Genomic DNA, 23,662 nt, shown 5'->3' with positions numbered 1-23,662 from the left:
ATTGTTTGGTTGCAAGCCGGGTGGGAGCGTTTGTGGTCTGCCCGGCAGCAGCGACGGTCAGCGTGACAAAGCGCCAACTTCTCTCGACACCGCCGTAAACGCGTCAGCGCTCCGCAGCGACTTGTTTCTCTCGAGAGAGCAGCGTCTTGCAGCTTGGCATTTGCCAAACTGGCAATCATCTCAGCCGAGGTCCTTTCTGCCTCGTTAGCGCGCCAGGAACGGTTTTCGTCACATAGTCCATCTCAACATCAACGGTCGTCTGGGGGTTAGGCGTCTCACCACCCCCCGCTTCTCCCGCTGTTCCTTGTAATCCGCGACCGGATCGCAGTTGCTGCCATGTCCGGAAGTGGGACGGATCACCGCCTGCGGCCCTAACCTACCGCAGACAGAGCACCAGGCGAGCAGCCGTAGCTGATCTCTGGCTGGATGGAGTGACGATCACTGTCGCTCATCTGCCCATTGCAGTCACCACTCCCCTTTATCGCGGAGCTTCTGATACTCGGGCAGGAGCGGCAGATTGCCGGCGGCTTTCCTGACCCCCTCCAAGGCCTCGTCGAACGTGTCGACGCGTCCCTGCTGCCATGGGTCAGTTACCGTCGACCAGTGCCATGCCTTACCGTGCTCGGTGTAGGGAAGAGGATGAACGCTTCCGACAGGGACACCGTCGCGCATGACGGTCCAGAAATGCTGTGCACCTGGTTGCTTTTCGTTTGGCCATGTGCGGCGGCGGGTCCAATTCACGCTCAAACCGTCACCAAACGAAGCTGGAAGCCCGTCGTTTGATGCTTGATCTCAGTATGCTCGTCAGTAACGTCTTGGTGAGTTATCCCGGAGATCAGTATGCGTTCCGTATTCATCGGCCTGCCAGTTCTTGCCATCCTATTGTCCACCGCGGCCACCAGCGCGGTCTCTCAAGTCGCCACTGTCCCCGCCGCAGCCGTCGATATCAATGCTCTCGATAAGGAACTCAAAGAGATCGATCGGGAGATCTCTGCGGCCGAAGACGACTTGAAGAATTATGAGGGCGGCCTGTTGGTGGCCCTCGTTCAGGCGCGCATCGAGACGCTGAAGCTAACGCGCGCGATCATGCAGAACCGAATTGCTGCCGAACGGGGCGATACTGTCACCAAGGTCACCCTGCCGATCAGAACACTGGATCCAGAGCGGGCCAAGGAAATCAGTGAGGAAATCGAAAAGCAAAATCAAGTGATCGCTCAGGCCGAAGCAGATACTGCGAATGCTGGGGGATTGGTTGGCGCACTGGCGATCTCGCGTGTTTTAACCGAGAAGCTAACCCTTGCCGGACTGCGCGGGGCCTTGATGGAAGCGAAATACGGCAGCGTCCTGCCTGTTGATGTCGCTGCAGTCCCGCCCCCCGCTGCACATCAAGCCACGCCCCAAGCAACAGTGCCTAGTGGCTCGTCCAATCTGGCAAGCGCCGCACCGGAATGGGCCGATCCCGAGCATCCGGATATTGACTACAGCGCTGAAGTCTTCGCCTCGCTGCATAATGAAGGCTTTAAAATGCACGGCTGGTGGGCCGTGCTGGAATCCAAGGCCGAGATTGACGATAGCCCGCGCATTTTCGCGGTGAATGCATCGGCATACGAGAAGCACGGCTTCATGACGAGTTTCCCCAAGCTTACTATCTCCTGCCGCGAGGGTGAGGCTTCGGCGATTTACGACACTGACGAATTTATCGTCGGCGATTTCAGTTCGGACACGCTTCGCACGACCATTCGAATCGACGACCAGACAGCCCAGACCTCCGGCTGGTCGAAGCTGACTAGCAGTAAGGGATCGGGCCTATTCGGCGGCAAGGCGCAAGCGCTGATGCGCGATCTTATTGATGCGAAGAAGATTTTCATCCGCCTTGAGGAGCAGAAGAACCATGACGAGACCTTCACCCTTGCCGGCATCGAGCCTGTCGCCGAGAAAGTCGCGGCCGCCTGCGGCTTCAGCCTTCTGGACCTGACAAAGGAGGATTACCGGGCAATCCAGACGATGTTGAACGCCGCGGGTTTCGATGCAGGATTGCCGGATGGGGTTTGGGGTACGGGATCGGCGAAGGCTCTACGGGCTTGGCAGGAACAGAACGGCCTGCCCGCAACTGGAGCGCCAGACCGTGCGACACTTACTGCCATTGGGCACTAATAGATGGGAGATTGCGCGGCGCTGTTTGATGTCCGTCTGGGCCAGCGTGATCGTTGTCGAGCCAACGCCGAGTGCTGACGGAGCGAAAGTGCCGGGCCGGGTGAGAACATTTGTTACCCACCCGGCAGCAGCGACGCTCAGCGTGACAATGCGCCCACCTCTTTGGACACCGCCGTCAACGCATTGACACCCCGCAGGGACTTGATCCCCTCGAAAGCGGCCTCTTGCAGCTTAGCCTTCGCCAGATCGGCAATCGTCTCAGCCGACGGCTTGAGAGCCCCGATCGCGTCAGGTACGGATTTCGTCGCATAGTCCAGCGCGGCATCAACGGCGGCCTGAGCAGTCAGGCCCTTGCTGAGCGCCAGATTGATGCCCGTCATGATCGCCGAGTGCAGCGCCTCGCGATGCCTGGCCTCGATCTCGATCCCCCACTTGGCCTTTGCCTTGGCTGCAGCCCAGGTCAGCACAGCAGTCAGGATCAGCCCGGCAATTTCCAGCAGTTGCGGCAGAACCGCATGCATGAACGCGTCCATTTTCGTCCTCCTTCAGTTCTTTCAGGATTTTGCGCGCCCGCTGTCGTGCCGCCTCGTCATCGACGTAGCGCGGCAAGACGGGTGACAGCTTCACGCCAGCGCCAGGATGCGTTCGGCGGCGAGCTCGAACTTCTCGAGCGCAGACCGCGACAGCGGGCCCCAGATGCCGTCGATCTTGGCGGTGTAGAGACCGAGGGCCGCGAGCTGGCGCTGGAGTTGTTTCTGTCGGCTTTCCGCCGGCGTTCCCGCGATCGGCTTCTCGAATAGGGCCCGTTCCTTCGCGCGCCTGGTCACGAGCCCGTTTAATCTGACCCCGTCATCATAGATCCAGCGATCGAACTCGGATGCTGGATCGGCGCCGGCGTTCAGCTTGCGTAGCAAGGTGGAGGCAGCGAACTGGCCACGGCCGATGTTGAAGACGAAACTAACGAGGGCTGAGAACTGGTTCTCGGTCAGATCGATCGTCACGAGCTCCGCAACCCCGGCCTCGGCCCCTGCCACATCGCGCCGCAGGATCTCATCGGCCTCGGCCGCCGTGATGGTCATGCCGACCGCGACCCTCGGAGACCCGGCCGCCGAGGTGTGGCCATAGCCGATCGTGAGCACCCTGCCCGAGTCGTAATAGGCCGTCAGGCGCAGGCCTTCGCTGTCTTTGATGACCTGCAAACCAGCGTCATTGGTCTTCATGCTGTCCTCGCAAAAAGAAAAACCCGCCAGTGGCGGGTGTGGTGGGGTGCAATTGTGGGTTGGGTCAGGGGCGCGGCATCAGCTGATAGGTGACCACGTCGGTGCGGTCGAAAACCCGCCGTCCGTCGCAGTCATATTCCAGCGCCAGGTAGAGCTCGATGCGACCCGGCCGCAGCGTCTCGGGTGGTGTCAGCCCGATGCGCAGTCGCGTCTGCTCTTCTCCGATCTGCCGCGTCGGGCCGACCGGCGACCCCGGCGTGATGACGCCCCCCGCCTCGGTGAAGAGGCTTTGCCCGCTGGTGAAGATGCAGCGCGATCCAAGCGCAGTCCGCTCGATCACCAGGTTGAGCACGACCTTGTCGCCGACCCGGACAGGCTCGGTCACATAGCTCAGTCCCGGGGTTTGCCGGATCACCCGGTTATCCCCCGTCGCTGCGGCCAGATCCGAGCGCAGCGCCACCAGGTCGTGCTGCAAGGCCGCCAGTGTTGCCGGACTCTGCCAGATCGCCTGCACATTGCCCCAGAATGGCGTGAAAATGGCGAGGAAGATGGCACCGATTACCCAGAAAAGGATGCCTGTAATCCACACCCAAAGGCGGTCAAGGAAGAAGCCGAGGGTCGGGACGATGCGCCGCCCCTGGCTCTCGATCGATTGTGTCATGACCGTTCCTTCCTTACGCGGCGTAGCCAGCGACCGCCAAGTTGCGATTGGCGGCGATCTTCGCCATGCCGGTGAGGATCGCCGTGACCTCGTCATCGCTGCGATTCCCGTCGAACGCCCCAGCGCAGACCAGGGTGCCGAGCGGACCCGCGACGGCGCGCGGGTTGCCGTTTGGGTTGATCCCGACGACCAGGTTGCCACTCCGAGCGGCGAGGTTGGTGACGAAAAAGTCCCTGATCCAGGTATCGCCTGTGATGCCGTCGCTGCGGTCTTCGACTCCCTGCAAGGTGTGAATCTTCGCCCGACCGGTCGGGCCATCGATGTTCAGCGCCACCGGGAACCAGGTGTTTTGAACGGCCAATCCCGTCGGGATCTGCGAGTTGGTGCTCGATGATCCAGCTGGGGCGAGGCCGTTTGAGAAGCCCATCAGCGACTGGTTGTTGTCATTGAGCGAAAAACCAATGCCGGGAAAGCCCGTCATGCTCGTGTTCGCCGTCGGGTCGGCTTGGATCGTGTTGCTGTCGGTCGCGGTGAGCAGGCCCAAGTTATAGGTGGCCGGGCTGCCCGAAGCTTTCGGCAGCATCCGCAGCAACGCCGCCAGGACGTAAGACGACCTCTGAGTGCTGATGCCGGTATTGATGAGAAGCCCATTCACGCTCTCGACCTGCATGCCGGCCGTGGTCCGCAAGGGCGCGGCGCGGGTGCCGATGATCGAGCCATTCACGCCGCCTGCGAGGTTGGTGAACGCGCCCGAATAGGCCTGCCCCACGATCCCATCGGAGAAATCGTAGAAGAACAGAGGATCGAGCGCCGGAACCTCAGTGCCCGGGAGATAGCGAAAGTTTCTGCCGGCACCTGACTGGGGTGCCGAGACGCCGGGGATGATGATCTGCATGGATCTGACCTCTCAGAGCGGTTCGGAGATGAAGGGAACAAGCGGCAGCCCGGGCACGCCGGGCCGCGCATCGCTGTCACGGATGAATGCGAAGGACATCGCCTCCGGATAGTAGCCGGCGGGAAATGCAAGCTTGCAGCCCTCGACGTCTTCCGCATCCGCAGTGAAGCGGATCGTCGTTTCGTTGATCACCTCGGCGCGCAGCAGCGGGATATGCTCGTCCGTCGCGTCGCCGCCGGCGGCAATAAGCGTGAAGCCATAGGGGTAAGGACCGCCGGCGACATTCTGGCTGATATTTCCACGCGGCATGACCATGCGACCCGTCGCGGTGAAGACGGCGTCGAACTGTCCGTTGCCAACGTCGGTGACGGAAACCAACGTCGGCCCCATGTTCTGGGACTGTCCCAGCATGGCGTTTGCGAAGGCCCTGCCGTCCCGATAACCTTGGTTGAAGTAGCCGAGGCCGTTGCCGTGGATCTCATTCGGCCCCCGTTGCAGATCATAGCGCGTGCCGCCCATATGCGCCCAGTCGTAAGCCGCGATGTTTTCCAGCGTTGCCTGACGCGCGGCCGTCCCGCCCTTGCGACGACGAACGTCGGGACTGTCGTAAGATCCGAGCAAGGTCATGATCACCTGAGGGTTGGTAGCCCCAGCGGCGATGCAGGCGGCGCGCAGCCGGGTCAGAATCCAGGCCTGCCCGGCCTTCACTTCTTCGATGCTGAGCGTGCCGTCTTCGAGCCAGCGCGTCTCGGCCTCATCCTTGTCCCAACGGATCACTTCTGGTGCAGGCTGACCAAGCGCCAGTCCGGTGCTGAGCGCGCGGCGGCATTTTTCCATGGCCGGGCCATCGGTCCAGGCCAGGGGATCGTCGTCATTGATCCAGTGGGCATTGTCCGAGCGATCGGACTTGAAAAGCGCCGTCGCCCCGGTCGCGCCCTCCATGAAGAAGAACGACGAGAGGTCACGGTTGGCCGAGCTGCCCATCCAACCGTCATCTCGCAACCCCTCGACAAAGCCCGCGGGGCCCGAGGTCTCGGCCCAGTTCACGCAGTTCGATTGCCCCGCCATCAGGATCGACTTGTCCATGACCGGAATGGCCTCCGAACTGAACACCGGGGAACCAGCCAAAACCACCACCAGGACGTTGCCGTTAATCGCATAGACCCGAACAACGTCGCCCGCGTTCATCGTGAGCATGTTCTCGCTGCGGTTCATGAAGTTCCGCGCCGTGATCTCGCCACGATTGACCTTGTCGATGCTCCCCTCGATCTTGATTCCGGACCAGACCCTCAGATTGGCGTGGTTGGCGATGATGTCCGCGATATGGCCGCCCGGCATGTGCGTCAGGTCGAACGCATTGTTTGCGCCATTCGTCAGGTAGATCGCCTGCTGCGTCGGACGCGCGATGGGAAACCAGCCCGAACCCGGCGTGGTCACCGGGTTTGCCAGGAAGTAGTTATCCGGCACTGGAAGCGTGTGCGCGTTGCGCGCTGCCGCTTCCTGGCCGATCTCGCCAATAGACTCGTCAACCGTCGTCGTCGCGCCACCGACCTCTTGCCCGCCGACGATCAGCTTGACATCGCCCGAGGCGTCGGGGCGGGTGACGGCGAAGAAGCTATAGCCGTCCTCATCGTCGATCGAGAACAGGAAACGGGCATTGTCGGTGGTGACGACCGGCTTATCGATGCCGAGCCGGATCGCGAGGCCGAACAGCCATTCCCAAGCCTCGGTATCGAGCCCGAGCAGGACGTTCTTGCTCTCGTCGAGGATCGAGAAGCCAACAAGCTCGGGGCGCGAGGTATCGTCGTTGAAGATCGACGCAATGCGGGCCTCGACCTGTTCGGTGATCGCCTGGATGATCGCGATCCGGGTGCGTGGGTCGAGTGGGTCTTTCAACCAGATGCCGCCGCCCCAGAAGTAAAGACCATTGTTGCTGTCCGTCCCGTCGGCGTAGACGTAGCCGCGCGCATTTCCCGTTCCGGCAACGGCTTGCAGGGCCGACAAGGTGGCGTAGGACGTGGCCCCGAGGGTCAGGGCAGCGGATTCAGCCCCGGCGCGTGCGATCTCGGCAGCTGTCCGTTCGGATTGCGCAACGGTCTGGGCTGCCACTGCACCCGATCGGGACGTCTCTGCAACAGCACTAGCCTCGATCGCTCTGCCGGCCTCGACAACGGCTGTACCCGAGGCCTGCGTTGCAGTTTCGGTCAGTTGACGAATTTCGGTCGCATCGGCGACACCGGTCGCGCCGCGGCGCGCTACCTTGATCCTTACAATGTCCGGCATCAGCAGCCCTCGGAGATTTCAATGATGAGGTCGCCCTCGAATTCGGGGCCTGGGCCCCAGTTGAGATAAAGCGATGCGGTATATTGGCCGGCCGGCAGATCAAGCGGCTGCAAATCAATATCGATTGCGTCCGGCAATGTGACCCCGGCCAACGGGATGCAGGTTCCATCGGCCGATACGCGAAGCTCGCCAGTCAGCCCCTCGAGGGTCGGAACTTCGCCCTCCTCGGTTTCCGGGATGAAGGAATAGACCCGGCGGGTGCCGCGCCGGTGGGTGAGAATGGTCATGTCGGGGGTCTCGCTTCAGGATGCGGGGGGAACTGGCCAGGTCGGGCTGGCCGGATCGCTGGTCATCTCGGGCACATCGCGGAGCGCCTGGCGATAGACCCGCCAGGCCTCGCGCTCGGCCTCGCTGAGCGCATTGTCCGGCACCTGCGTCCAGTCGCAGGCGGCGAGGCGGCGATCGCGGGCGATGCGCAGGATGGTGAAAGCCTCTGCCCGCTCGGCCGCGAGATCGGCTGCGCTGCGCGGATCGGTCCAGGTCCGGGCCGCGAAGTCGAAGGCGGCCCAGGGACCCGGCCGGGCTGGATAGGCTGCGAAAGCCTCGCCGTCCCAGTAATGCGTGCCGTCGGTGACGTCCTCGGGCGCCTCGAGTGACAGAAGTTCCCCGCCCTGCAGCTCGATCATGTCGGCGGGACAGGTGCCCGTTTGCAGGATGCAATGCCCATCGGGCGCGATCACCGCGTAATGCAGGACAGGGTTCGGCGTGCCCTGCATCAGCAGCTCGGCAAGCCTCATCTCTTCGGCTAGCCGGGCCGCCTCTTCTTCTTCATCCATGGCCGGGCCTCACTTCTTCACATGCATCGCCATCAGCGAGCGGTTCACGATCTGCGGGTCGCCGGTATATTCGCCCGAGGTGAAGCGCTCGACGCGCAGGCTGTAGGTCGTGGCCCCGGTTCCGAGATTGGCATCCCGGAAGGCGAAGGAGGCCGAGGTCTGGGCGCCGTCATTGCCCGAGACCGAGGGGAACTGCGCGATCAGCGTGCTGTCGCGGTAGAACCGGAACATCGCGATTGACGAGGTGATGTATCCCCCGATCTGGGCCGTGCCCCAGAGCATGGTCGGCGCCCCTTCCCGGACCATCGAGACCGAGAGCAGCGTCACCTCGCCCGTCGTGTCGTAGAGCCGCAGGTCCGAGCTGTTCGAGGCCCCGACCGGGATCGTCACGGCGTTATCCGCGATCCGCAGCGTGTCGACCGCGAGCGTCTGGATATGCCCACGGGTGATCAGCGCCCCGTCGATCTGGGCCGAACCGGTGATGATCCCGGTGGATGCCAGGAGACCGCCGGTCAGCGTGCCCACGACGATATGCGTGCCGCGGATCGTGCCGTCGACGATCAGCTCACCCACGCCTTTGCGCCGCATGACGGGCTGCGAGAAGACGATCGACCCTCCGGCGGCATAGCCCGCATCATCGACGCGCAGGACAAGGCGCACCAGGACCGCCCCGGATGGCGCGACCCCCGAGGTACTGATCCGCTCCCAGGTCATCGAGGTCTTGGCGACCGCGGCAGCGCCGAGGATTGCCCCGGACAGATCCGCAAACTGCAGGATCAGCCGCGAGCTATGCGCCGCCGTGGCCCCGATCCGGCAAGATGCGAAGATCTCGTCACCCGGTGAGATGCTGGCCCAATCGCTGGTGATCGAGGTGAGCGTATTGTCCGGGCGCGGGTTGACGACGAAGGTGCCGCGGCATTGCGCTTGCGCCGTCGTCACGCCGCCGCTCGGGTTATGCGTGACCCATGTCGCCGTGGCGTTCGTGCCCCAGCTCGCCAGATCCTGCATCTGGTTGTCGAGCACCAGGTTGTCGAAGGCGGTGATCGCCACCTTGTTCGCAACCATGACCCTTGCCGCGAGCTGCTCGACGCCGATTGCCCCGGCCGCGATCTGGGCCGCAGTCAGCTGCCCGACGATCTGATCGGCCGCGTTCTGGTCGACCCATGCGGTGCCGGTCCAGCGATAGAGCCGACCGGTCGAGAGCAGCACGACCAGATCTCCGGTGCCGATGCCGGAAGCCGGCAGCGAAACCACCAGCCGTGGCGGGCGCATCTCCGCGGCGAAATAGGTCTCGTCGAGGACGCCCTCAAGGCTGCGCGCGATGAAGTGGATCCATTGCGTGCCGTCCCATTCGTAAAGCGAATTATCCGCCCGCGACCACGCCAATTGCCCGACGAATGCGCCGGGGGTTGACCGATCCTCGATATCATAGGTCGCCTTGAGGCCCGCGCTTTCAAAGAGGCTCGTGATGCTGTCTTCAAAATCGTCGTCGGTCAGGTAGATCGCGCCGGTCGTCACCGGCTGCCACGTGGTCCAGATGCCGATCGGGGCAATGTTGGAAACGAGCTGCCCCCGCACCTCGTAGGCCGTGCGCTGCGCGACGTTATGGACATACCAGCTGTGCGGATCTCGCCACGGCATCACGCCGTCGATGACCGCATCCGTCTCCCCGGCCTTCCGGACCTGGGCCCGCATCCCGGTCACGCCGACCTCGTCGCCGTCGCACCAGACGCGGATCGCCACGCGGCGGGCCTCGCCGTTGCTGTCATGGATCAGGACCGGTTCGGCCCCGAAGCCCGTGACAGTTTGCAAGACCGGGCGTGGCACCTTCGGCGGGGTCGCGGTGACTTCCACCTCGAAATCGGATGACCAGTCGTAATCGGACGGGTCGACCTCGCGCAGCGTGACCGCGACCAGCATGCCCGGCGTCTTGGCGACTTCCTCGACCACGAAGAGCTTGTTGATGTAACCGTTGCGCGCGCTGGTCCAGGATACCATGTCGACGCCCGGTTCCAGCGCATAGGCGTCCGGCGGCAGGTGGAACTGATGTCTCCGCACCCTGCGGAAGTCACGCAGCTGCGCCCGCTTGAGGCGCTGCACCTGCTTGCCATAGGGCGCGGCGGGGTAGCTCACCGACAGCGGCAGGTAGCGCCCGCCATCGGCGGCGGTGAGATCCGCCGCGACATATTCGCCGGCATCCTTCATCGTCCATTTCTCGACCGGCTCGGGATAGGTCGCGGAAATGGCGTTGTAAGTTTCCGAAAGCGGGGTGAAGGGCTTGAAGCTCTGCCCCTCGGTGATCACCACGTCCTCGTCGGTGAAGGAGAAGACGGCAGCACCGGGAAGACCGCAGACGACCTTGATGCGCCCGCCCACCTCGGGAAAGCGCAGGTTGGCGCAGCGCGCGATCTCTTCCAGCACATCGGCCGGTTCCATGTCGGCCGTGACTTCCAGCCCGACGCGGTAGGCCGCCTCGTTCGATCCATCGGACATCGCGACCGGGGCCTGGGCCTCGTTTGCCGCCACGATCCATTCGGCAGAGGGCAGACGCCATGCCGCGAGGTTCTTGCCGCCCCAGACCCACTCGCTGCCATAGTAGATGCCGCGAATGATGTTATAGGCGATCACGACCGGGTTGCGGCTCGGCTCCCAGGTGGAAGGATCGTTCCAGCGATGCGTGCCGGAACCCCCATTCGTGCTGTCCTTGCGGATGTCGTAAAGCGCCAGCGGCGCGGGCTGGAACATGAAGGCCGGATAGCTGGTCAGCGTGTCGCTGTCGTATCGCGTGGTGATCACGACATAGGTCTTGCCCGTCCCGACCGCCGCCGCGCTCCAGGGATAATCCGGATCGGTGCTGAAAAGGTTGACCAGCATGGTATCGGCCGCCGCCTGCGTGCCGTCATGCCACCTGATCCACATGCGGTGGCCGTCATCGTCGTAATTGGTGATCGGATGGCCGAGATTGTAGCCGGTGCCGTTGTCGTCTTCCTCGCCCCAGAGAACGGTGCCCAGCTCGTCATCGACCCAGACGGCATTCAGGCCGGGTTGCGGCAGTGACGAGATCTCGATGACCTCGGTGATGTAGCGGTTATTCTTGCCCCAGCTCCCGATATATTTCCGCTTCCCGGCGGTGACGTAATCGCCGAGCGTGAATGACAAAGGCAGGTCATCGCCGAACTGCACGTCGAAATTGACGTTGACGCCCTGCTTGCCCAGCTTCGCCTTGGCGAGCGCCGAGGTGATCAGAGAGCCCGCAAGCCCCAGCCCCAGGTTCAGCAGCGCAGCACCTATGCTACCGGCAAGCGTGCTGCCCACCCAGGCCGCGATGCCCACAACGGGGCCCGCATGTGCAGGACCGGCCGCCAGCGCGAGCGCTGCGGTCAGGAAGACCAGGAATCTCATGAAGTGCTATCCGACTTGAAAGGCGCGGGTCATGCGGTCACGCGGCGCGCGGCCATGACCGGTTTCGGTGATCACGATCAGGCCCGAGGCATCGACAATGCCGATCGCATGGCCGAGCGGGCCGTCATCCGTAATCAGCGCAAGATCCCCGATCCGGGCCAGGGCGGGTTCGATCTCGGGCAGATGACCCGCGACCAGGTCCGCGACGCCATCGTATCCCTTGGCCCTGAGCGCCTTCAGCGCGCTCTTTGGCGACTTGTACTTGCTGCGCCAGCCCACGGCGAGATCGGCCCCGGTGATCGCCTCGACGGCCCCGCAGGCCAGCCCGATCACGCAATCCTGCCGGCCCCAGGCAAAGGGCAAGCAGCGCTGCCGGTCCATTTCGGCCGCGAAGCGCGCGCGCCAGTCGGGAAGGCGGGTCAGTCGTCCCGATGATACCATTGCACCCTCCTGCTCGCGATGACGCCGGAAAAGCGGCTGAAGCGATCCCCCGCCGAGCGCCTGTTCTGATGCGCGTTCGAGGATTTCGCCGGGTTGGTCGCGGTCAGCATGGTCATGATCTCCGAGCGCACCGTCAGCTCGATGCTGCCCTCGCTTCCCGCCGCCGGCGTCGTGACGGGGGCGTCATCCACGATCCCGACCCATTCGAGCTGCGGGATGCTGGTCAGCGCACCGCCCGTCCAGGTCGTGGCATGGATCTCGACATAGGCAAGCCGCACGTCATAGCCGCGCACGAGCTGCTGGGCCGCATCCGCGATCTGCGACAGGCTGGCCGTCACCGGCACGTCGGTCAGGTCGGCCACGTATTTCAGGCCAGTGACCGAGAGGTTGCAGCCCCCGACATAGGTCCGGGTCTGCACGCCACCGGTCGGGTTCTCGACATCGAGCGTTATCGTCTCGTCGCCGGACCAGAAGCCTAGGAACTCGTTCGCGCCGGTGTCGCGGTTCTTGGCGACGAAGCGGGCGAAATAGACCGGCGCAATGCCGCTCTCCCGCGCTGCCGCGAGCGAGAGTTGAAAGGCGGTGTCGTAGTTTTTCATGGTTTCTGCAGCAACCTGATCGAAGCGCCGACGGCATTGCCGTCCGGTGTTTCCTCGAAGGGCGTGAAGCCTCCGGGCGGGATGAAGGCGAACATCTTCGGCTGCCCTAACTCCACCACCGCCCCGGCCGAGATCCCGAGCGGCAGATAGGGCCGGATCTCGATATTGGCGATATTGCCGGAGCCATTCGCGGTCAGGGTCTCGGCGAAGGCGCCGAAATAATAGCGCCCGGAATAGCCGATCGAGAGATAGTCGCCCGCTGTCACCACGCGACCGGATGGCAGCCCGGTAAGAGAAATCCGCCCGCGCTCGGAGGCGATCGCCGACACGGTCACGCCGGGAAGCGTGGTCGCCCCCGCAGCGGGCGCATAGACGGGATTGGCCCAGACGAAGGTCTTGTTGCTGCCATCGAGCGCCGCCGCCTTGGCATTGATCTCGCGCGCCTTGGCCGCAGACCTTGGGCGCAGCGCGCCCGAGACCTGCCAGAGTGGCCGCGCCAGCTGTGCCGCCCAGATCCGGCCATCGCCGGAACCGGACTGCTCGTCAAAGCGCAGCAGCTCAGGCCGGACGCTGGTCAGCTCGAGCTGATCGGCGAAATAGCTCAGCGTATAGGGAAAGGAGACGGTCATCGCGTCCTCGGCTTCATGGAGATCTGCTGCATGCGTTGGGGCATCTGCTTGTCGTATGCGCCGACAGCCTGTGCTGCGACGTTCCCGCTCACGCCCTCGACGAAGGCCGTCAGGTTGCCGGTATCGGGGTCGACGCCGACACGGATGTCGAGCTGCCCGGACTGCGCCGACCGATCCGCCATGCGCTTCGATATGTCGTGCGGGATGATCCTTGTCCCGCGAGGCAGATCGAGGATTTCGCCGCCGCGTTCGTTCAACCGGGTTGGCCCGCCTTGCCAGCTGTTTGTCCCATTGGCATTCGCGCCAACCAGCGATCCGAGTCCCTGGACAAGGCCGCCGCCCCAGGATGTTTGACCCAAGAGGGCCATGGCTCCTTTCGCCAGCTGGACCTGGGCAATCTGGGCCAGCAAGCTGATGACGGCAGATTTGGCCGAATCCGCGCCTTGCAGGATCGCACCGAAGAAACCTTCGATGGTCTCACGCCCGCGTTCGGTTTCAGTTTTCATCTGCTTCATCGCATCGATCTGCGTCACCAGTCCTGCGATCGCCTGGCCGTTCTGGCTCGCGGCCGAGACCCCGGCCTCGCGCTGCTTTTCCCAGATCTCGGCATCAAGTTCGCTCATGCCCATGGTGGCCCGGAGCTTGTCGGCTTCCTCCCGCAGCGCCTTCATGACCTTCTGAAGCTCGGATAGTTTTTCCTTGGCCTTGCTTCCCTTCTCTCCGGCGCTGTCGGTAGCAGATGCAAGCCCGCCCGAAGTTCCCTCGCCGCCCGAAAGTGCTGCGGCCGCTTCCTCGGCACTTTCCGCGAGCAGGTCGTTGATCGCAGCAACCGATGCGAGCGGTGCACTGACATCCGAAAAGGTCTTCGCAAGGGCGCTCGCCGCCGCACTGGCCTCATCGGAAGCGGTTGATGACGCCGAATGCAGGGCGGCGATGGTATCCTGGAACGGTTCGGCCTCGCTGAGGCTCGTCCCGAAGATCTGGTTGAAGCCGGACGCAATGCTCGAAATGAACCAGGAGAAATTGGAAAGCATGTCATGGAGGCCGCCGAAGAAGAGGCTCTTCATCTTGGCGACACCTGCCGAGACGGCTTGCGGAACGAGATCGAAGGCCTGGCCTATCCGGTCAAAAACCTCAACGGCGACATCCTTCAGCATGCCGAAGGCCGCTGAGGCGCTTCCGGTGGCCTTGATGAGCGCCGCGAAGCCAGTGATCATCCGATAGATCAAGCCCACCGGAGAGTTTTCAATGATGGTCCTGAAGACCGTGGACAGGCCGGTGAATTCGTCAACAGCCGATATCGCCGATCGGGCCAGTGACCAAAGCTCCGAGATCACGGACGAAATGATCGTGATCAAGGATGAAAGGAAATTCGACAGCGTCCTGATCGCCCCCGTCAGGCCATCAAACACCAGACGCAGTGCGCTGCCCCTCGTCATCAGGGATACAAACGTCTTGGCAACGGCATCGACAGCCGGGGCGAAGGCTGCCCCAAGCGTGTTTCGTACGCCGCGCATGACAGTTCCAACATCCGTCAAACTGGCCTTCATCGCGGCAAGCGACCGGACAGTCTGGTTCGACATGACGCCGCCCAAGGCCTCCGCGCGGGCTGCGTATTCCTGCATCGCCTTTCCGCCGTTCTTCAGCAGCGGCAGAAGCGCCGTGCTGTCGGATGCGATGGCCTCCATGTAGAATGTGAAATCCTGCTGGTTCACGTTCGCCTTCTCGAGGCTGTCCACATAAAGCTGAAGCGCCTGCGGCCCCGAGAGCTTGCGGAACTGATCCGCTGTCACCCCGACCTTAGGGGCGATCACCTCGAAGAAATCCTTCATCGGGCCGCCCCCGGTCGAGATGAAATCCCCGACGCGGTCGTTCATGTCCTTGAGGATGTCGGCAAGCTTGTCCTGTTCGATCCCGACGGAACGAGCGCCGGCGGCCCAGGCCTGAAACTCCTCTGGCATGGCATTTGACAGGCGCGACAGGTTCTGAATTTCGCCTGCCGCGTTGATCGCGGAGAGCGAAAGACCGGCCAGCGCCGTGGTGGCGATGGCTGCCCCCTGCCCCAGCGCGGCGGCAGCATTCGTGCCGATCGACGTAAGCGCCGATTGCAGCGCGTTGACGCCGGGCACGTTTCCCAATGCGCCAAGTCGCTTTCCGACCGTGCTCGAGAACTGCGAAAGACCTGATTTCGCCTGCTTGATGCCTTCCTGGAATGCCGCCTTGTCAAGCGAGAGGCCGACACGAAGTCGACCGACGAGCGCAGAGCCAGCCATTCAGGAACTCCCGATTACTCAAACTTGGACCGCCATTGATCCATGGTGATGGTGGGAAGGCGCGCCCGGGCGCCGTCGAGATACATCCGCAGGTCCTGCTTGCGGTCAGATCCCCGCCGCAACAGCTCTGCAAGCTTGGGAAGCTTCCTTGCGCGTTGCAGCGCCGCTGAAGCCCAGGCCGCAGTGAGGACCAGCTCATCCTGCCGCTCGATCCGCTTGCTCGCCGCATCCAGTTCGATGAGCAGGAGCCGTGGCGTGATCAACCAGAACCGCTCCGGACAGAGCCCTACCGAGAGCCAGGCGTCATAGAGAACGGCGAGGTTCAGCGCCTCGCCTTCGCCTTTCCCGAGGGCTTGTCTCCGGCAGGTTTACTGGCTGCGGGCTTGGCCTCGGGGAATGCAGCCTTCAGAAGCTTCCCCGGCAATGCCATATCCTCGATAAGAAGATGCTCCGAGAGATCAGCGCCGGCATTCGGATGGTGCCGTTCCAGCGCGATGTCGACAATGTTCAGGAGAACGTTGAAATCGGGGATCTCATCTTCGCCCTGGCCCATATTCCGGATGGGATCCAGACGGGCACCATACTGGTCCTGCAGCTTTGCGATGCCGCGAAGACCGAGCATGAGCCGATATTCGACGCCTTGATGTTGAACGATGACTTCACCAGTCAGCATCTGCATGATCAGCTCCCGCCTTCGATGACGCCCGACAAGCGGAACGTCGCCTCGGCCGTCATCTTGTCGTCGACGGGCGCGGTACGCCCATAGCCCTTCAGGAAAGCCGCATATTGCTCAGGTTCCGTCGCACCCGGAACGGTGATCTCGAGGATGACCTCTTCGCCCGACGCCCTGATCTCCTGCAACATCACATCGGTCGGCGACTCGGGGATGTAATTCATCGGGATGGAGATCTCGCCACTGTCGATCAGGCCCGCGATGTATTGCCGACGTCTGCCGGGGGAAGCCATGTGAGTCACTTCCACATCGTCAACCTGCTCATCCGGCAGGTCGATATCGCCGATCAGCGAGATGGGCGTCCAGGACGGGGTCGCGCCGCGGCCGACACGGACGCTAGTGCCATAGCCAAGCATACCTTCAGGCATGGTCTTTCACTCCAGGCTGAAATTTCAGGAAATGGTCGCGGGCGGACGCCAGGACCGCACGCGGAAATTCATGACGAGCGTGCCGATGTTCGATCGCGCGTCGGTGTTTGAAACGACTGTCGTTTCTTCGAGATTGCAGGCCATCTGCAGGTCTCGCATGGCCGCCAGAACGACTGCCTCAATGGTTTCACTGTCATCGTCGAGATCATCCTCGACCTCATCATGCCCCGCCCGCCGCACCGCCACCTGAAGCAAGGTGCCGCGCTCGGTCGAGGCGTGGCTATCCTTCTGGCACCGGTCCTGAGGGGTGAGCACTCCGATCACTGGCAGCGTCTCGGCATCGATCGAGCCGGGCCAGACGCGGAAGATGGTGAAATCCGCGAAGCGGGCATTGTCTCTAAGTGCGGCGCGAATGGCAGCCCTGTACGCGCTGCGATAATGCGGCATCAGACGGTCCTTCCGGAAAAGCTGCCCATTTCACAGAGATGGAAGGCATCGTCGCTGGGCGAGCCATTGCCATGGACCCGGTCGACACGGAAGGTCCTGCCATCGGGCAGCGTGATACGATCCCCCCGCGCGACCTCGGCCACAAGGTTCTTCGCGACACGCCATGTCGGGGCATCAATCAAGACGGTCTGCCCATCCGCGCCCGGTATCTCCAGGGGTGTTTCACGGAAGATCGATCGGATCTCGACCATCTCGCCATCCTGGGGAAAGAACTTGATGTTATCCCCCAGGACGCCGCTGAAGATCCTCGTCATGCCGAGGAACAGCTTCGTCATCAGGTGCCGACCGCCGCCGGCGCCGAGCCATTGAGGCGGATCCTGCCGGTGGCCGACGGGTTCGCGGCCGCCTCGATCGCAACGCCGACGAAGACAGTCCCGGCGGCTGCGGCAGTGGTGCAGAGACCGTTGCTCGGGTTGACGTGGATTGCTTGCCCCACGGTCCAGGCCTGCGCCGAGACCTTGGCCACCTCGTAACAACCTTCGAGATGAACTTCGACCCGCTCGCCAATGGCGGCATCGTGACCGGCCACGCCGGCAAGAACGCCGGCCACGACCATTGCACCAGATGCAACAGCCGCCGTTGCGGGAATGCTGACCGAGCTTCCCTTTTGCAGATAGTTCTTCATGTTCCGCTCCGGATCTGAATGGGATTGAACGACAAGGAGCCGCCTCATGGGCGGCTCCTTGTCAGGGTCGTGATGGACTGGATCAGCCCGGGTTTTTCCACCCGCCGCGATGGTCGGCTGCGCCGAAGCCGAAATCGTGCTCGACGGTCATCGAGAAACCTTGCGTCCCGAAGGGCTCTTCGGTCCGGACACGCGGCGCTTCCTGCCCTTCAAGGAAGCCATAGACCCAGCACGGGGCCCGGGACGAAAGCAGGTACCAGGCGCCGTCTTCGATCTCGGTGGTGACGATCGGCTTGAGCTTGCCCGAGAACGGGTTGACCGCATCCGTCGCGTTCGGCGTGATCTGGGCCACGAACATCTCGGCCTCGGTTTCGCTCTCGGGACCGACCAGAAGGATCGACGGCGACAGGTTGAGCTTGAGCCCGTCAACCGATTCCTGAACCCGCATCGCAGCGCGCCCTGCCGAAACCGTGTCCTTGTCGATCGCGCCACCAGAGGAAGCCAGGTTCCCGTGGGTGGCGTGAAAAAGTGCATTCCCATCCGACATGACCGCGCTCAATGCGCCGGCATAGAACGTGCGTTCCTCGAAATGGGCGATGGTTTCGCCGTAGCTCGACAGCATGTCATTGATGGCGCCGAGGTCATCGTTGATCATCATCTGGCGGCTGATCGTCAGGCCGCGTGCGTAGGGCACGATCACCGCGGCCTCGCCGCTTTCACCGAAGCTGCCCCACTTTATCTCGCCCGTCTCGCCAACGGGAAGCAGCATCGGGAAGTCACCCGAACGGACCAGAGGCATCGGCCGGAAATCGCGGAAGTTGCGCTTTTTCGCGATCGCCCGATAGGTCGGGGTGAACTCGCTGTAACGCTCGAGGAGGACCTTGTTCAGCGCATTCTGGAAAATCGCCGGGAAGTCCGAGGTCGAATGCGAGGCTTCCATGAAGACGTTGATCTTGTCGCCTGCCGAGCGGATCCTGCCGCGATGACCGACCGAAGCGGCCGCCATTTCGACCAGCGACATCTCCATGTAGGGATGCGCAGCGGTGGTGGAAGGTTCGCGCCCCGAGATCTGGGCATGAAGCGCTGCCGTAATCGCCGTGCGGCGGGTCGATCGTTCATCGCGCAAGATCCCGGTGCGCGGGGCACCGGGGCGCGCCATGGTGGTGCCGTTGGCGTGTTTCATCCTGTACTCCTCGGTGGCCTGCTTGACGGTCAGACCGCGACGGATCCAACCCATGGCGACATCCGCGCCGATCTTGCGCGATGCCGCGAAGTTCATGATCGCGGTCGCATGCGCATTTGGGGCGGTCTCGTCATCCTCACCGTCGGGAGCGTCTTCCTCCGCCGTCGGATCCTCTTCCGTTTCCGCCGAGAACTCGCCGTCCTCGGAGAGTTCAGTCTCGTCTTCGCCTTCGAGGGTCATCTCCTCATCGGCCTGCATCTCTTCGTCGCCATCGACCTGTGCGGTGGCGCGCCCGTTATTGCCCTTCGGCATCGTGTTCCCTTTCCCCTGGGGTTTAGACGGCGCGGCCATCATCGCCGCGATCATCGATCCATTGGCCTGCCGTGCCAGACTGTCACCGATCTGCCGAAGGTTTTCCGGAGCCTTCGGATAGAGACGGTAGTCGAAGAGCGCCGCGGCGGCCGCATCGGTGCTCTCGTCGGTTTCGGTGGCAAAACCTGCATCCACGGCGCCAGCTCCGTCGAAATAGGTTTCCGCCCTCATGATCTCCCGCGCTTCTTCGACAGACTTTCCGGACCGCGCGGCGTAAACGCCTGCATAGGCATTGGCGAGAACCGAGAGGGACCTGGCCATCTGAAGGTGATCGTCCTCGGTGCCCCGGCCTTGCGTCCACCAGTTCGCCGGATCATGCACCATCATGATCGCGCCGAGCGGCATGACGATCTTGTCACCGGCCATGGCGATCAGGGAGGCAGCGGACGCGGCGATCCCTTCGACGATCACCGTCACCTCGCCCTCGTAGTTCTTCAGCGCGGTGTAGATTGCCTGTCCTTCGGTGGCGAGGCCGCCGCCCGAGTTGATGCGAACCGTCAGCGCGCCGGTCATCCCGGCGATCTGCTCGCGAACGCTCTTGGCGGTGAAGCAATCTTCTTCCCAGAAGGACGAGCCCACCGTCCCGGTCAGGATGATTTCATTCATCGGTTCTGTCCTTGTCAGTAAAGGTCGGGTTCTTTCTCGAAATGTCGGCCCGCGGATCGCTGTCGAAAGGAAGGCCGAGGCGGTCGGCCTCGTCCTTGTCCTGCAGCTGCTCCTGGACGAGCCGCTCGGGATCGATGCCCAGCTGGCGCACGACGCCCTGCCGCGATTGGAACCCCGACCGAACGGCCTCTCGCAACGCGCTGAACTCGCGCGCCGGGTCGACCAGGATGCGATGTGGCGGCACCCAGCTGAGACGAACCGTGCGAGGATCCTCCCAAAGCAGCCGCTGGAAGGTTTCATTGCCCTCGGCCTCGGCCCAGGCCTCGACGAACCAGCGACCGAACGGTTGCAGGAACATCGGGACCATCGTCAGCCATTGCCACTTTGAAATGTTGCGATCCATTTCCAGCCGGCCGATGCGTGCGGAGCTGAAGTTTACCCCGCTCAGATCCCCGGTCAGGGCCTCGTAGGTGATGCCGACCCCCATCGCAGCGGAGCGAAGAACCCCCCTCTGGAACTCATCGAAACCGCCCACGTCCGGCGGATCGGAGAATTCCATATCCTCGTTCTCGCCGATCTCCATGATGACGCCAGGCTGCAATGTCCCGCCGAGTTCAGATCGCGGCTTGGCGTCCGGGCCCATCCGGTGGAAGGCCGCGAAACAGGCGGCGATCTTCTGCCGCATCAGGTGCGCGTCTTCGGAATCGTCGAGGTTCAGCAGTTTTTCGGCGATGGGCGTGTACCAGCTGACCCCCCGGGTCTGCCCAGGTCGATCGACGCGAAAGACATGGATCAGGTCCTCAGCCGGGACCCGCTCCGAGACATAGGGAGAGGATCCCGGCCGCCATTCTCCACCCGGATGCTGGGTATAAAGCCAGTACGCCACGCGGTCGCCGCTGCCGCGATCATATTCGATCCCCTCTCGGATCTCGTTGCCCTCGGGCGATCGACCGAACCTCGTGTCATCGATGTAGTCTGGTTCCAGGACCTCGATCTGAAGCGGAATCGCGAGCCCGGAACTGGCCGGGCGATGCCTCCGGATCAGGACCTCACCGGCATCGACGATGGTATTCGCCGCGACCGTTTGCAGGCCATAAAGGTTCTGAAGGCCATGCCGATCAATAGCTGTCGTGTCGAGATGATCCTCGACCAGCTCGAGCCCGCGCGCACGTATGCGCTTCTGAACCTCATCCGGCAGATCCTTCGACGGTTGGATCTTCGGGATGATTCCATCCCCCACCACGTTTCCCGAAATCACCTGCTGAACTCGGGTCGCAAATGGCGTGTTTCGGATCATGTCCCTTGCGTAGAACGCGATCGTCCTGCGATTGCGACCGGCCAGGTCGGCATCGGAACCGCTTGGCCGGATGCCGTCATTGCGCAGACCGAGCCGGGCCGCGCGGTAATGCATGGCGATCGTGCGGGATTTCTCACGCTCCATCGCCCGGCGGGGAGACAGCGCCAGGATCACTCGATCAAGGAAGTTCATGTCAACCCCGCGAGAAGGTCGGGTGATGCAGACCAGAACGAGTCTGTCCGCCAGGTTCGATCTCTGCCTCGATCACCGCAGCCAGCTTCAACATTTCGTTCAGAGACCGGAACTGGACCTTTTCCCCGGCAACCTCGATTGAGGTCACGCCCTTGGCGATGTTTGCCTTGAGCTCGGCAAGATCTGCTGCGGTATATGCCATTACAGCCATTTCCCTCGGTTCTGGATCCATCCACCGCGACCTGGTGCCGGTCGAAGCGAATGAGGTGCGACGCTCGGTCGAACTGGTTTTGGTGGCTCTTGCCTGGCCACCCGCGAAGCATCAGGCGCATCTGCGATGCTGCCGTCGGGCTCTTCAGAGGGGACTGTCAGCGCGAGCTGCAGGTTCTTCTCCGACCAGCTGGACCAATCCATCGGATCGGCCCAGTCAATGCGCTCGCCACCCTTCAGGATATGCAGCGCCCGCGCCTGCACCAGGTGATCGAGGCTTTCGTTGCGAACCATGCCTGGACGCTTCGCCCAGCCATCCTCCAACCTGCGCTCCGCGGTGAACTCGGTCAGGTGATCATCCCCCATCCATTCCGGAATGAGGCAGGCATTGATCATGCCTGCCTCTGCGCGGAGCGATGCCATGACGGCATCCTTCAGGCGATCGGTCGCCATGAAGAGAATGTTGATGTCCTTCGCGACCCGGCGACGCTTGTTCGACTTCTGGCTCGCGCTCTCCGGCGCCTTGAGCCAGACCCGGTCGGGCCGCTTGAGACCGCCTTCGCCTCGCGTCAGGAACCATGTCCCGCCCTGCCCTGCGCGCCGCCGTGCGCGGTAGAAGCGATACGCATTGTCCGTCGTCGCGCCGCCGCCGTGCATGTCGATCGCAATGGCGACCGGCTTCATTTTCCCGTCGGTTCCGGAGATCGGCCAATACCGATCGGCGAGCGGCTCCAGGACAGCCCAATCCTCTGCCAGCTCGAAAGGCTTGATCGTCCGATCGGCATCGCCCGGCGCCTGGAACAGATCGAACCGGTCGATCGGCATGTGCTGCCCGTTTTCGCCCCACGCCGTGGCACCAACAACGAAGCGTGTACCCTGAACATCGACCGAGACGGTGATGTAGCGTGTCCAATGAGGCGCGACCCCCTTGGGAAGATCGAGCCCGCGGGCCTTTTCCCGAAGTCCCTGCACGGTAACCTCGAGCTCCGAGATCGCCGAGCGCGGAAAATAGGGCTGGGCCTGCCCCGTATTCATGGCTGTCTTGAGCTTCTCTTCGTCACCCGTGGCCTCGAAGGTGCGGACCGCCTGAAGATAGGTCGTCACCAGCTCGCGCCAGGACGAAAAGGCCGCCGCAGCGCCATCGAGCCAGTAGCTGAGCATATCGGTGCGGCGCACCAGGCCGCTGTCGATCGCCACCAGCTTCGGCAATCCCAGCTCATCAAGTTCGCGGCTCTCGTGCAGCCAGCGCCCAGCCCCGTTGAGCTCGCGCTTCAGCTCGTGACCGAACCCGAACCCGCAATGCGGGCAGATCATCTCGGCGGCCTCGCCTGCCTCCATCGGATCCGCGCTGTCCGGATAGCGCAGGCGACGGAAGGTGGGCTCAAGTTCGGCCTCGCAATGCGGGCATGGCCAGTACCACCTCCCGCGCGTCCCATCGGGGTAGAGCGAAAGCACCCCATAAGCGACCGGAGGGCAGTCATGCGGCGTCACGGGCCGCCAGGTCTCATCCTTCAGCGGCGCGCCAGGACTGCTTTCGACGACAACCATGCCGCGTGACAGGTAGGTTCTCGCGCGGGCCCGCATCAGCGAGTACGCATCCCCTTCTCCGTCAATGCTTTCCGGGAAGTGGTCGTAATCCGTACCGAGCACCAGGCGGATGGTGGCCGAACTGAGTTTCGTGATCGTTGGCCAGTCGAGGGTCAGCTGCGTCCCGCCGGAAAAGAGCTTGTGATAGATGTTGTCGGCGCCCCGACCTTGCGACTGACGGTTGCGCAACTCCGGGCTGTTGCGGACCATCGGAGCAATCTTGTTCCGTTCAAACTCGGCAGCAGCCTCGCGCGTCATCTGGAACAAGGCGACCCGTCCCGGATCCGCACAGATCGTGTAGGCGATGGCCGATTGCAGCATCTGGGTCTTGCCGGACTGCGACGGTCCGCAGAAGGCCAGGCCGCGATAAGCCCGCGTGGCGATCATGTCCGAAGGTTCGACCATGTAGGGGGTGACGTCACGCCGGAAGGGCTGCCACTGCCCGGACACGTTCACCCGCATGTATTTCTCGGCCGCCTCGGTCACTGAAATCTTTTCGGCGGGCCGCCAGGCCGGCAGAGCATGCTTCAGGCCGATGCGCGGGTCGGCATAGGGCGGCAAGGGTTCGAAGCTTTCGAGCGTCCGCATG

General features: G+C 63.1%; 23 protein-coding genes. 1 reads left to right on the top strand and 22 read right to left on the bottom strand.

The features are described 5' to 3' along the window. The first annotated feature begins 840 nt into the window (after nt 1-840). On the top strand, nt 841-2,154 hold the full coding sequence (locus RGQ15_RS11670) for a peptidoglycan-binding domain-containing protein (protein WP_311160398.1): 1,314 nt from the start codon (nt 841-843) through the stop codon (nt 2,152-2,154). A gap of 137 nt (nt 2,155-2,291) precedes the next feature. Here the strand turns inward: RGQ15_RS11670 and RGQ15_RS11665 are convergent, their stop codons facing one another. The 22 genes from RGQ15_RS11665 to RGQ15_RS11560 all read right to left on the bottom strand — a co-directional run bounded on the left by RGQ15_RS11665 (nt 2,292) and on the right by RGQ15_RS11560 (nt 23,661). Continuing rightward, nucleotides 2,292-2,687, bottom strand: a complete 396-nt coding sequence (locus RGQ15_RS11665) for a hypothetical protein (protein ID WP_311160397.1) — start codon at nt 2,685-2,687, stop codon at nt 2,292-2,294. A gap of 90 nt (nt 2,688-2,777) precedes the next feature. After that, nucleotides 2,778-3,374: a glycoside hydrolase family protein gene (locus tag RGQ15_RS11660; protein WP_311160396.1), complete on the bottom strand. Its 597-nt coding sequence runs from the start codon at nt 3,372-3,374 to the stop codon at nt 2,778-2,780. Nucleotides 3,375-3,438: 64 nt separating this feature from the next. Further along, complete coding sequence (locus RGQ15_RS11655; protein WP_311160395.1) at nt 3,439-4,035, bottom strand: hypothetical protein; 597 nt, start codon at nt 4,033-4,035, stop codon at nt 3,439-3,441. A 13-nt stretch (nt 4,036-4,048) separates the two neighbouring features. Beyond that, on the bottom strand, nt 4,049-4,930 hold the full coding sequence (locus RGQ15_RS11650) for a hypothetical protein (RefSeq protein WP_311160394.1): 882 nt from the start codon (nt 4,928-4,930) through the stop codon (nt 4,049-4,051). 12 nt (nt 4,931-4,942) lie between these two features. Beyond that, a complete protein-coding gene (locus RGQ15_RS11645) occupies nt 4,943-7,213 on the bottom strand; it encodes a hypothetical protein (protein WP_311160393.1) in 2,271 nt (756 codons plus the stop codon). Next, nucleotides 7,213-7,500, bottom strand: coding sequence for a hypothetical protein (locus RGQ15_RS11640; protein WP_311160392.1), 288 nt, complete (start codon nt 7,498-7,500; stop codon nt 7,213-7,215). The genes RGQ15_RS11645 and RGQ15_RS11640 overlap by 1 nt, the downstream gene beginning before the upstream one ends. A 15-nt stretch (nt 7,501-7,515) precedes the next feature. Further along, entirely contained in the window at nt 7,516-8,049 is a 534-nt protein-coding gene (locus RGQ15_RS11635; protein ID WP_311160391.1) for a tail fiber assembly protein, read from the bottom strand. Nucleotides 8,050-8,058: 9 nt separating this feature from the next. Beyond that, the gene (locus RGQ15_RS11630; protein WP_311160390.1) at nt 8,059-11,451 is read right to left on the bottom strand and encodes a phage tail protein; all 3,393 of its coding nucleotides are present in this window, start codon (nt 11,449-11,451) and stop codon (nt 8,059-8,061) included. 6 nt (nt 11,452-11,457) lie between these two features. Continuing rightward, entirely contained in the window at nt 11,458-11,892 is a 435-nt protein-coding gene (locus tag RGQ15_RS11625; protein ID WP_311160389.1) for a DUF6950 family protein, read from the bottom strand. Continuing rightward, nucleotides 11,871-12,491 carry a hypothetical protein gene (locus tag RGQ15_RS11620; protein ID WP_311160388.1) on the bottom strand — a complete coding sequence of 207 codons (621 nt, stop codon included), beginning with the start codon at nt 12,489-12,491 and terminating at the stop codon, nt 11,871-11,873. Before RGQ15_RS11620 ends, RGQ15_RS11625 begins: the two co-directional genes overlap by 22 nt. Beyond that, nucleotides 12,488-13,120, bottom strand: coding sequence for a hypothetical protein (locus RGQ15_RS11615; protein ID WP_311160387.1), 633 nt, complete (start codon nt 13,118-13,120; stop codon nt 12,488-12,490). The genes RGQ15_RS11620 and RGQ15_RS11615 overlap by 4 nt, the downstream gene beginning before the upstream one ends. Continuing rightward, nucleotides 13,117-15,393: a phage tail tape measure protein gene (locus tag RGQ15_RS11610; protein WP_311160386.1), complete on the bottom strand. Its 2,277-nt coding sequence runs from the start codon at nt 15,391-15,393 to the stop codon at nt 13,117-13,119. Before RGQ15_RS11610 ends, RGQ15_RS11615 begins: the two co-directional genes overlap by 4 nt. A gap of 14 nt (nt 15,394-15,407) precedes the next feature. After that, nucleotides 15,408-15,656, bottom strand: a complete 249-nt coding sequence (locus RGQ15_RS11605) for a hypothetical protein (RefSeq protein ID WP_311160385.1) — start codon at nt 15,654-15,656, stop codon at nt 15,408-15,410. Nucleotides 15,657-15,715: 59 nt separating this feature from the next. Next, on the bottom strand, nt 15,716-16,072 hold the full coding sequence (locus tag RGQ15_RS11600) for a hypothetical protein (RefSeq protein ID WP_311160384.1): 357 nt from the start codon (nt 16,070-16,072) through the stop codon (nt 15,716-15,718). Between the two features lie 2 nt (nt 16,073-16,074). Next, nucleotides 16,075-16,494, bottom strand: a complete 420-nt coding sequence (locus RGQ15_RS11595; protein ID WP_311160383.1) for a phage tail tube protein — start codon at nt 16,492-16,494, stop codon at nt 16,075-16,077. A 24-nt stretch (nt 16,495-16,518) separates the two neighbouring features. After that, nucleotides 16,519-16,941 (bottom strand): hypothetical protein, encoded by a 423-nt coding sequence (locus RGQ15_RS11590; protein WP_311160382.1) that lies wholly within the window; start codon nt 16,939-16,941, stop codon nt 16,519-16,521. Next, on the bottom strand, nt 16,941-17,276 hold the full coding sequence (locus RGQ15_RS11585; RefSeq protein ID WP_311160381.1) for a head-tail joining protein: 336 nt from the start codon (nt 17,274-17,276) through the stop codon (nt 16,941-16,943). Before RGQ15_RS11585 ends, RGQ15_RS11590 begins: the two co-directional genes overlap by 1 nt. Further along, nucleotides 17,276-17,626, bottom strand: a complete 351-nt coding sequence (locus tag RGQ15_RS11580) for a DUF2190 family protein (RefSeq protein WP_311160380.1) — start codon at nt 17,624-17,626, stop codon at nt 17,276-17,278. Before RGQ15_RS11580 ends, RGQ15_RS11585 begins: the two co-directional genes overlap by 1 nt. Before the next feature lie 82 nt (nt 17,627-17,708). Next, nucleotides 17,709-19,787, bottom strand: a complete 2,079-nt coding sequence (locus RGQ15_RS11575; protein WP_311160379.1) for a head maturation protease, ClpP-related — start codon at nt 19,785-19,787, stop codon at nt 17,709-17,711. Beyond that, a complete protein-coding gene (locus RGQ15_RS11570) occupies nt 19,780-21,276 on the bottom strand; it encodes a phage portal protein (RefSeq protein ID WP_311160378.1) in 1,497 nt (498 codons plus the stop codon). Before RGQ15_RS11570 ends, RGQ15_RS11575 begins: the two co-directional genes overlap by 8 nt. A gap of 1 nt (nt 21,277) precedes the next feature. After that, nucleotides 21,278-21,478 carry a phage head-tail joining protein gene (locus RGQ15_RS11565; protein WP_311160377.1) on the bottom strand — a complete coding sequence of 67 codons (201 nt, stop codon included), beginning with the start codon at nt 21,476-21,478 and terminating at the stop codon, nt 21,278-21,280. Beyond that, nucleotides 21,478-23,661: a phage terminase large subunit family protein gene (locus RGQ15_RS11560; protein ID WP_311160376.1), complete on the bottom strand. Its 2,184-nt coding sequence runs from the start codon at nt 23,659-23,661 to the stop codon at nt 21,478-21,480. The genes RGQ15_RS11565 and RGQ15_RS11560 overlap by 1 nt, the downstream gene beginning before the upstream one ends. Between the last annotated feature and the right edge of the window lies 1 nt (nt 23,662).

Source organism: Paracoccus sp. MBLB3053 (assembly GCF_031822435.1).
Taxonomy (GTDB): Bacteria; Pseudomonadota; Alphaproteobacteria; order Rhodobacterales; family Rhodobacteraceae; genus Paracoccus; species Paracoccus aurantius.
This window is presented reverse-complemented; position numbering and strand designations above follow the sequence as displayed.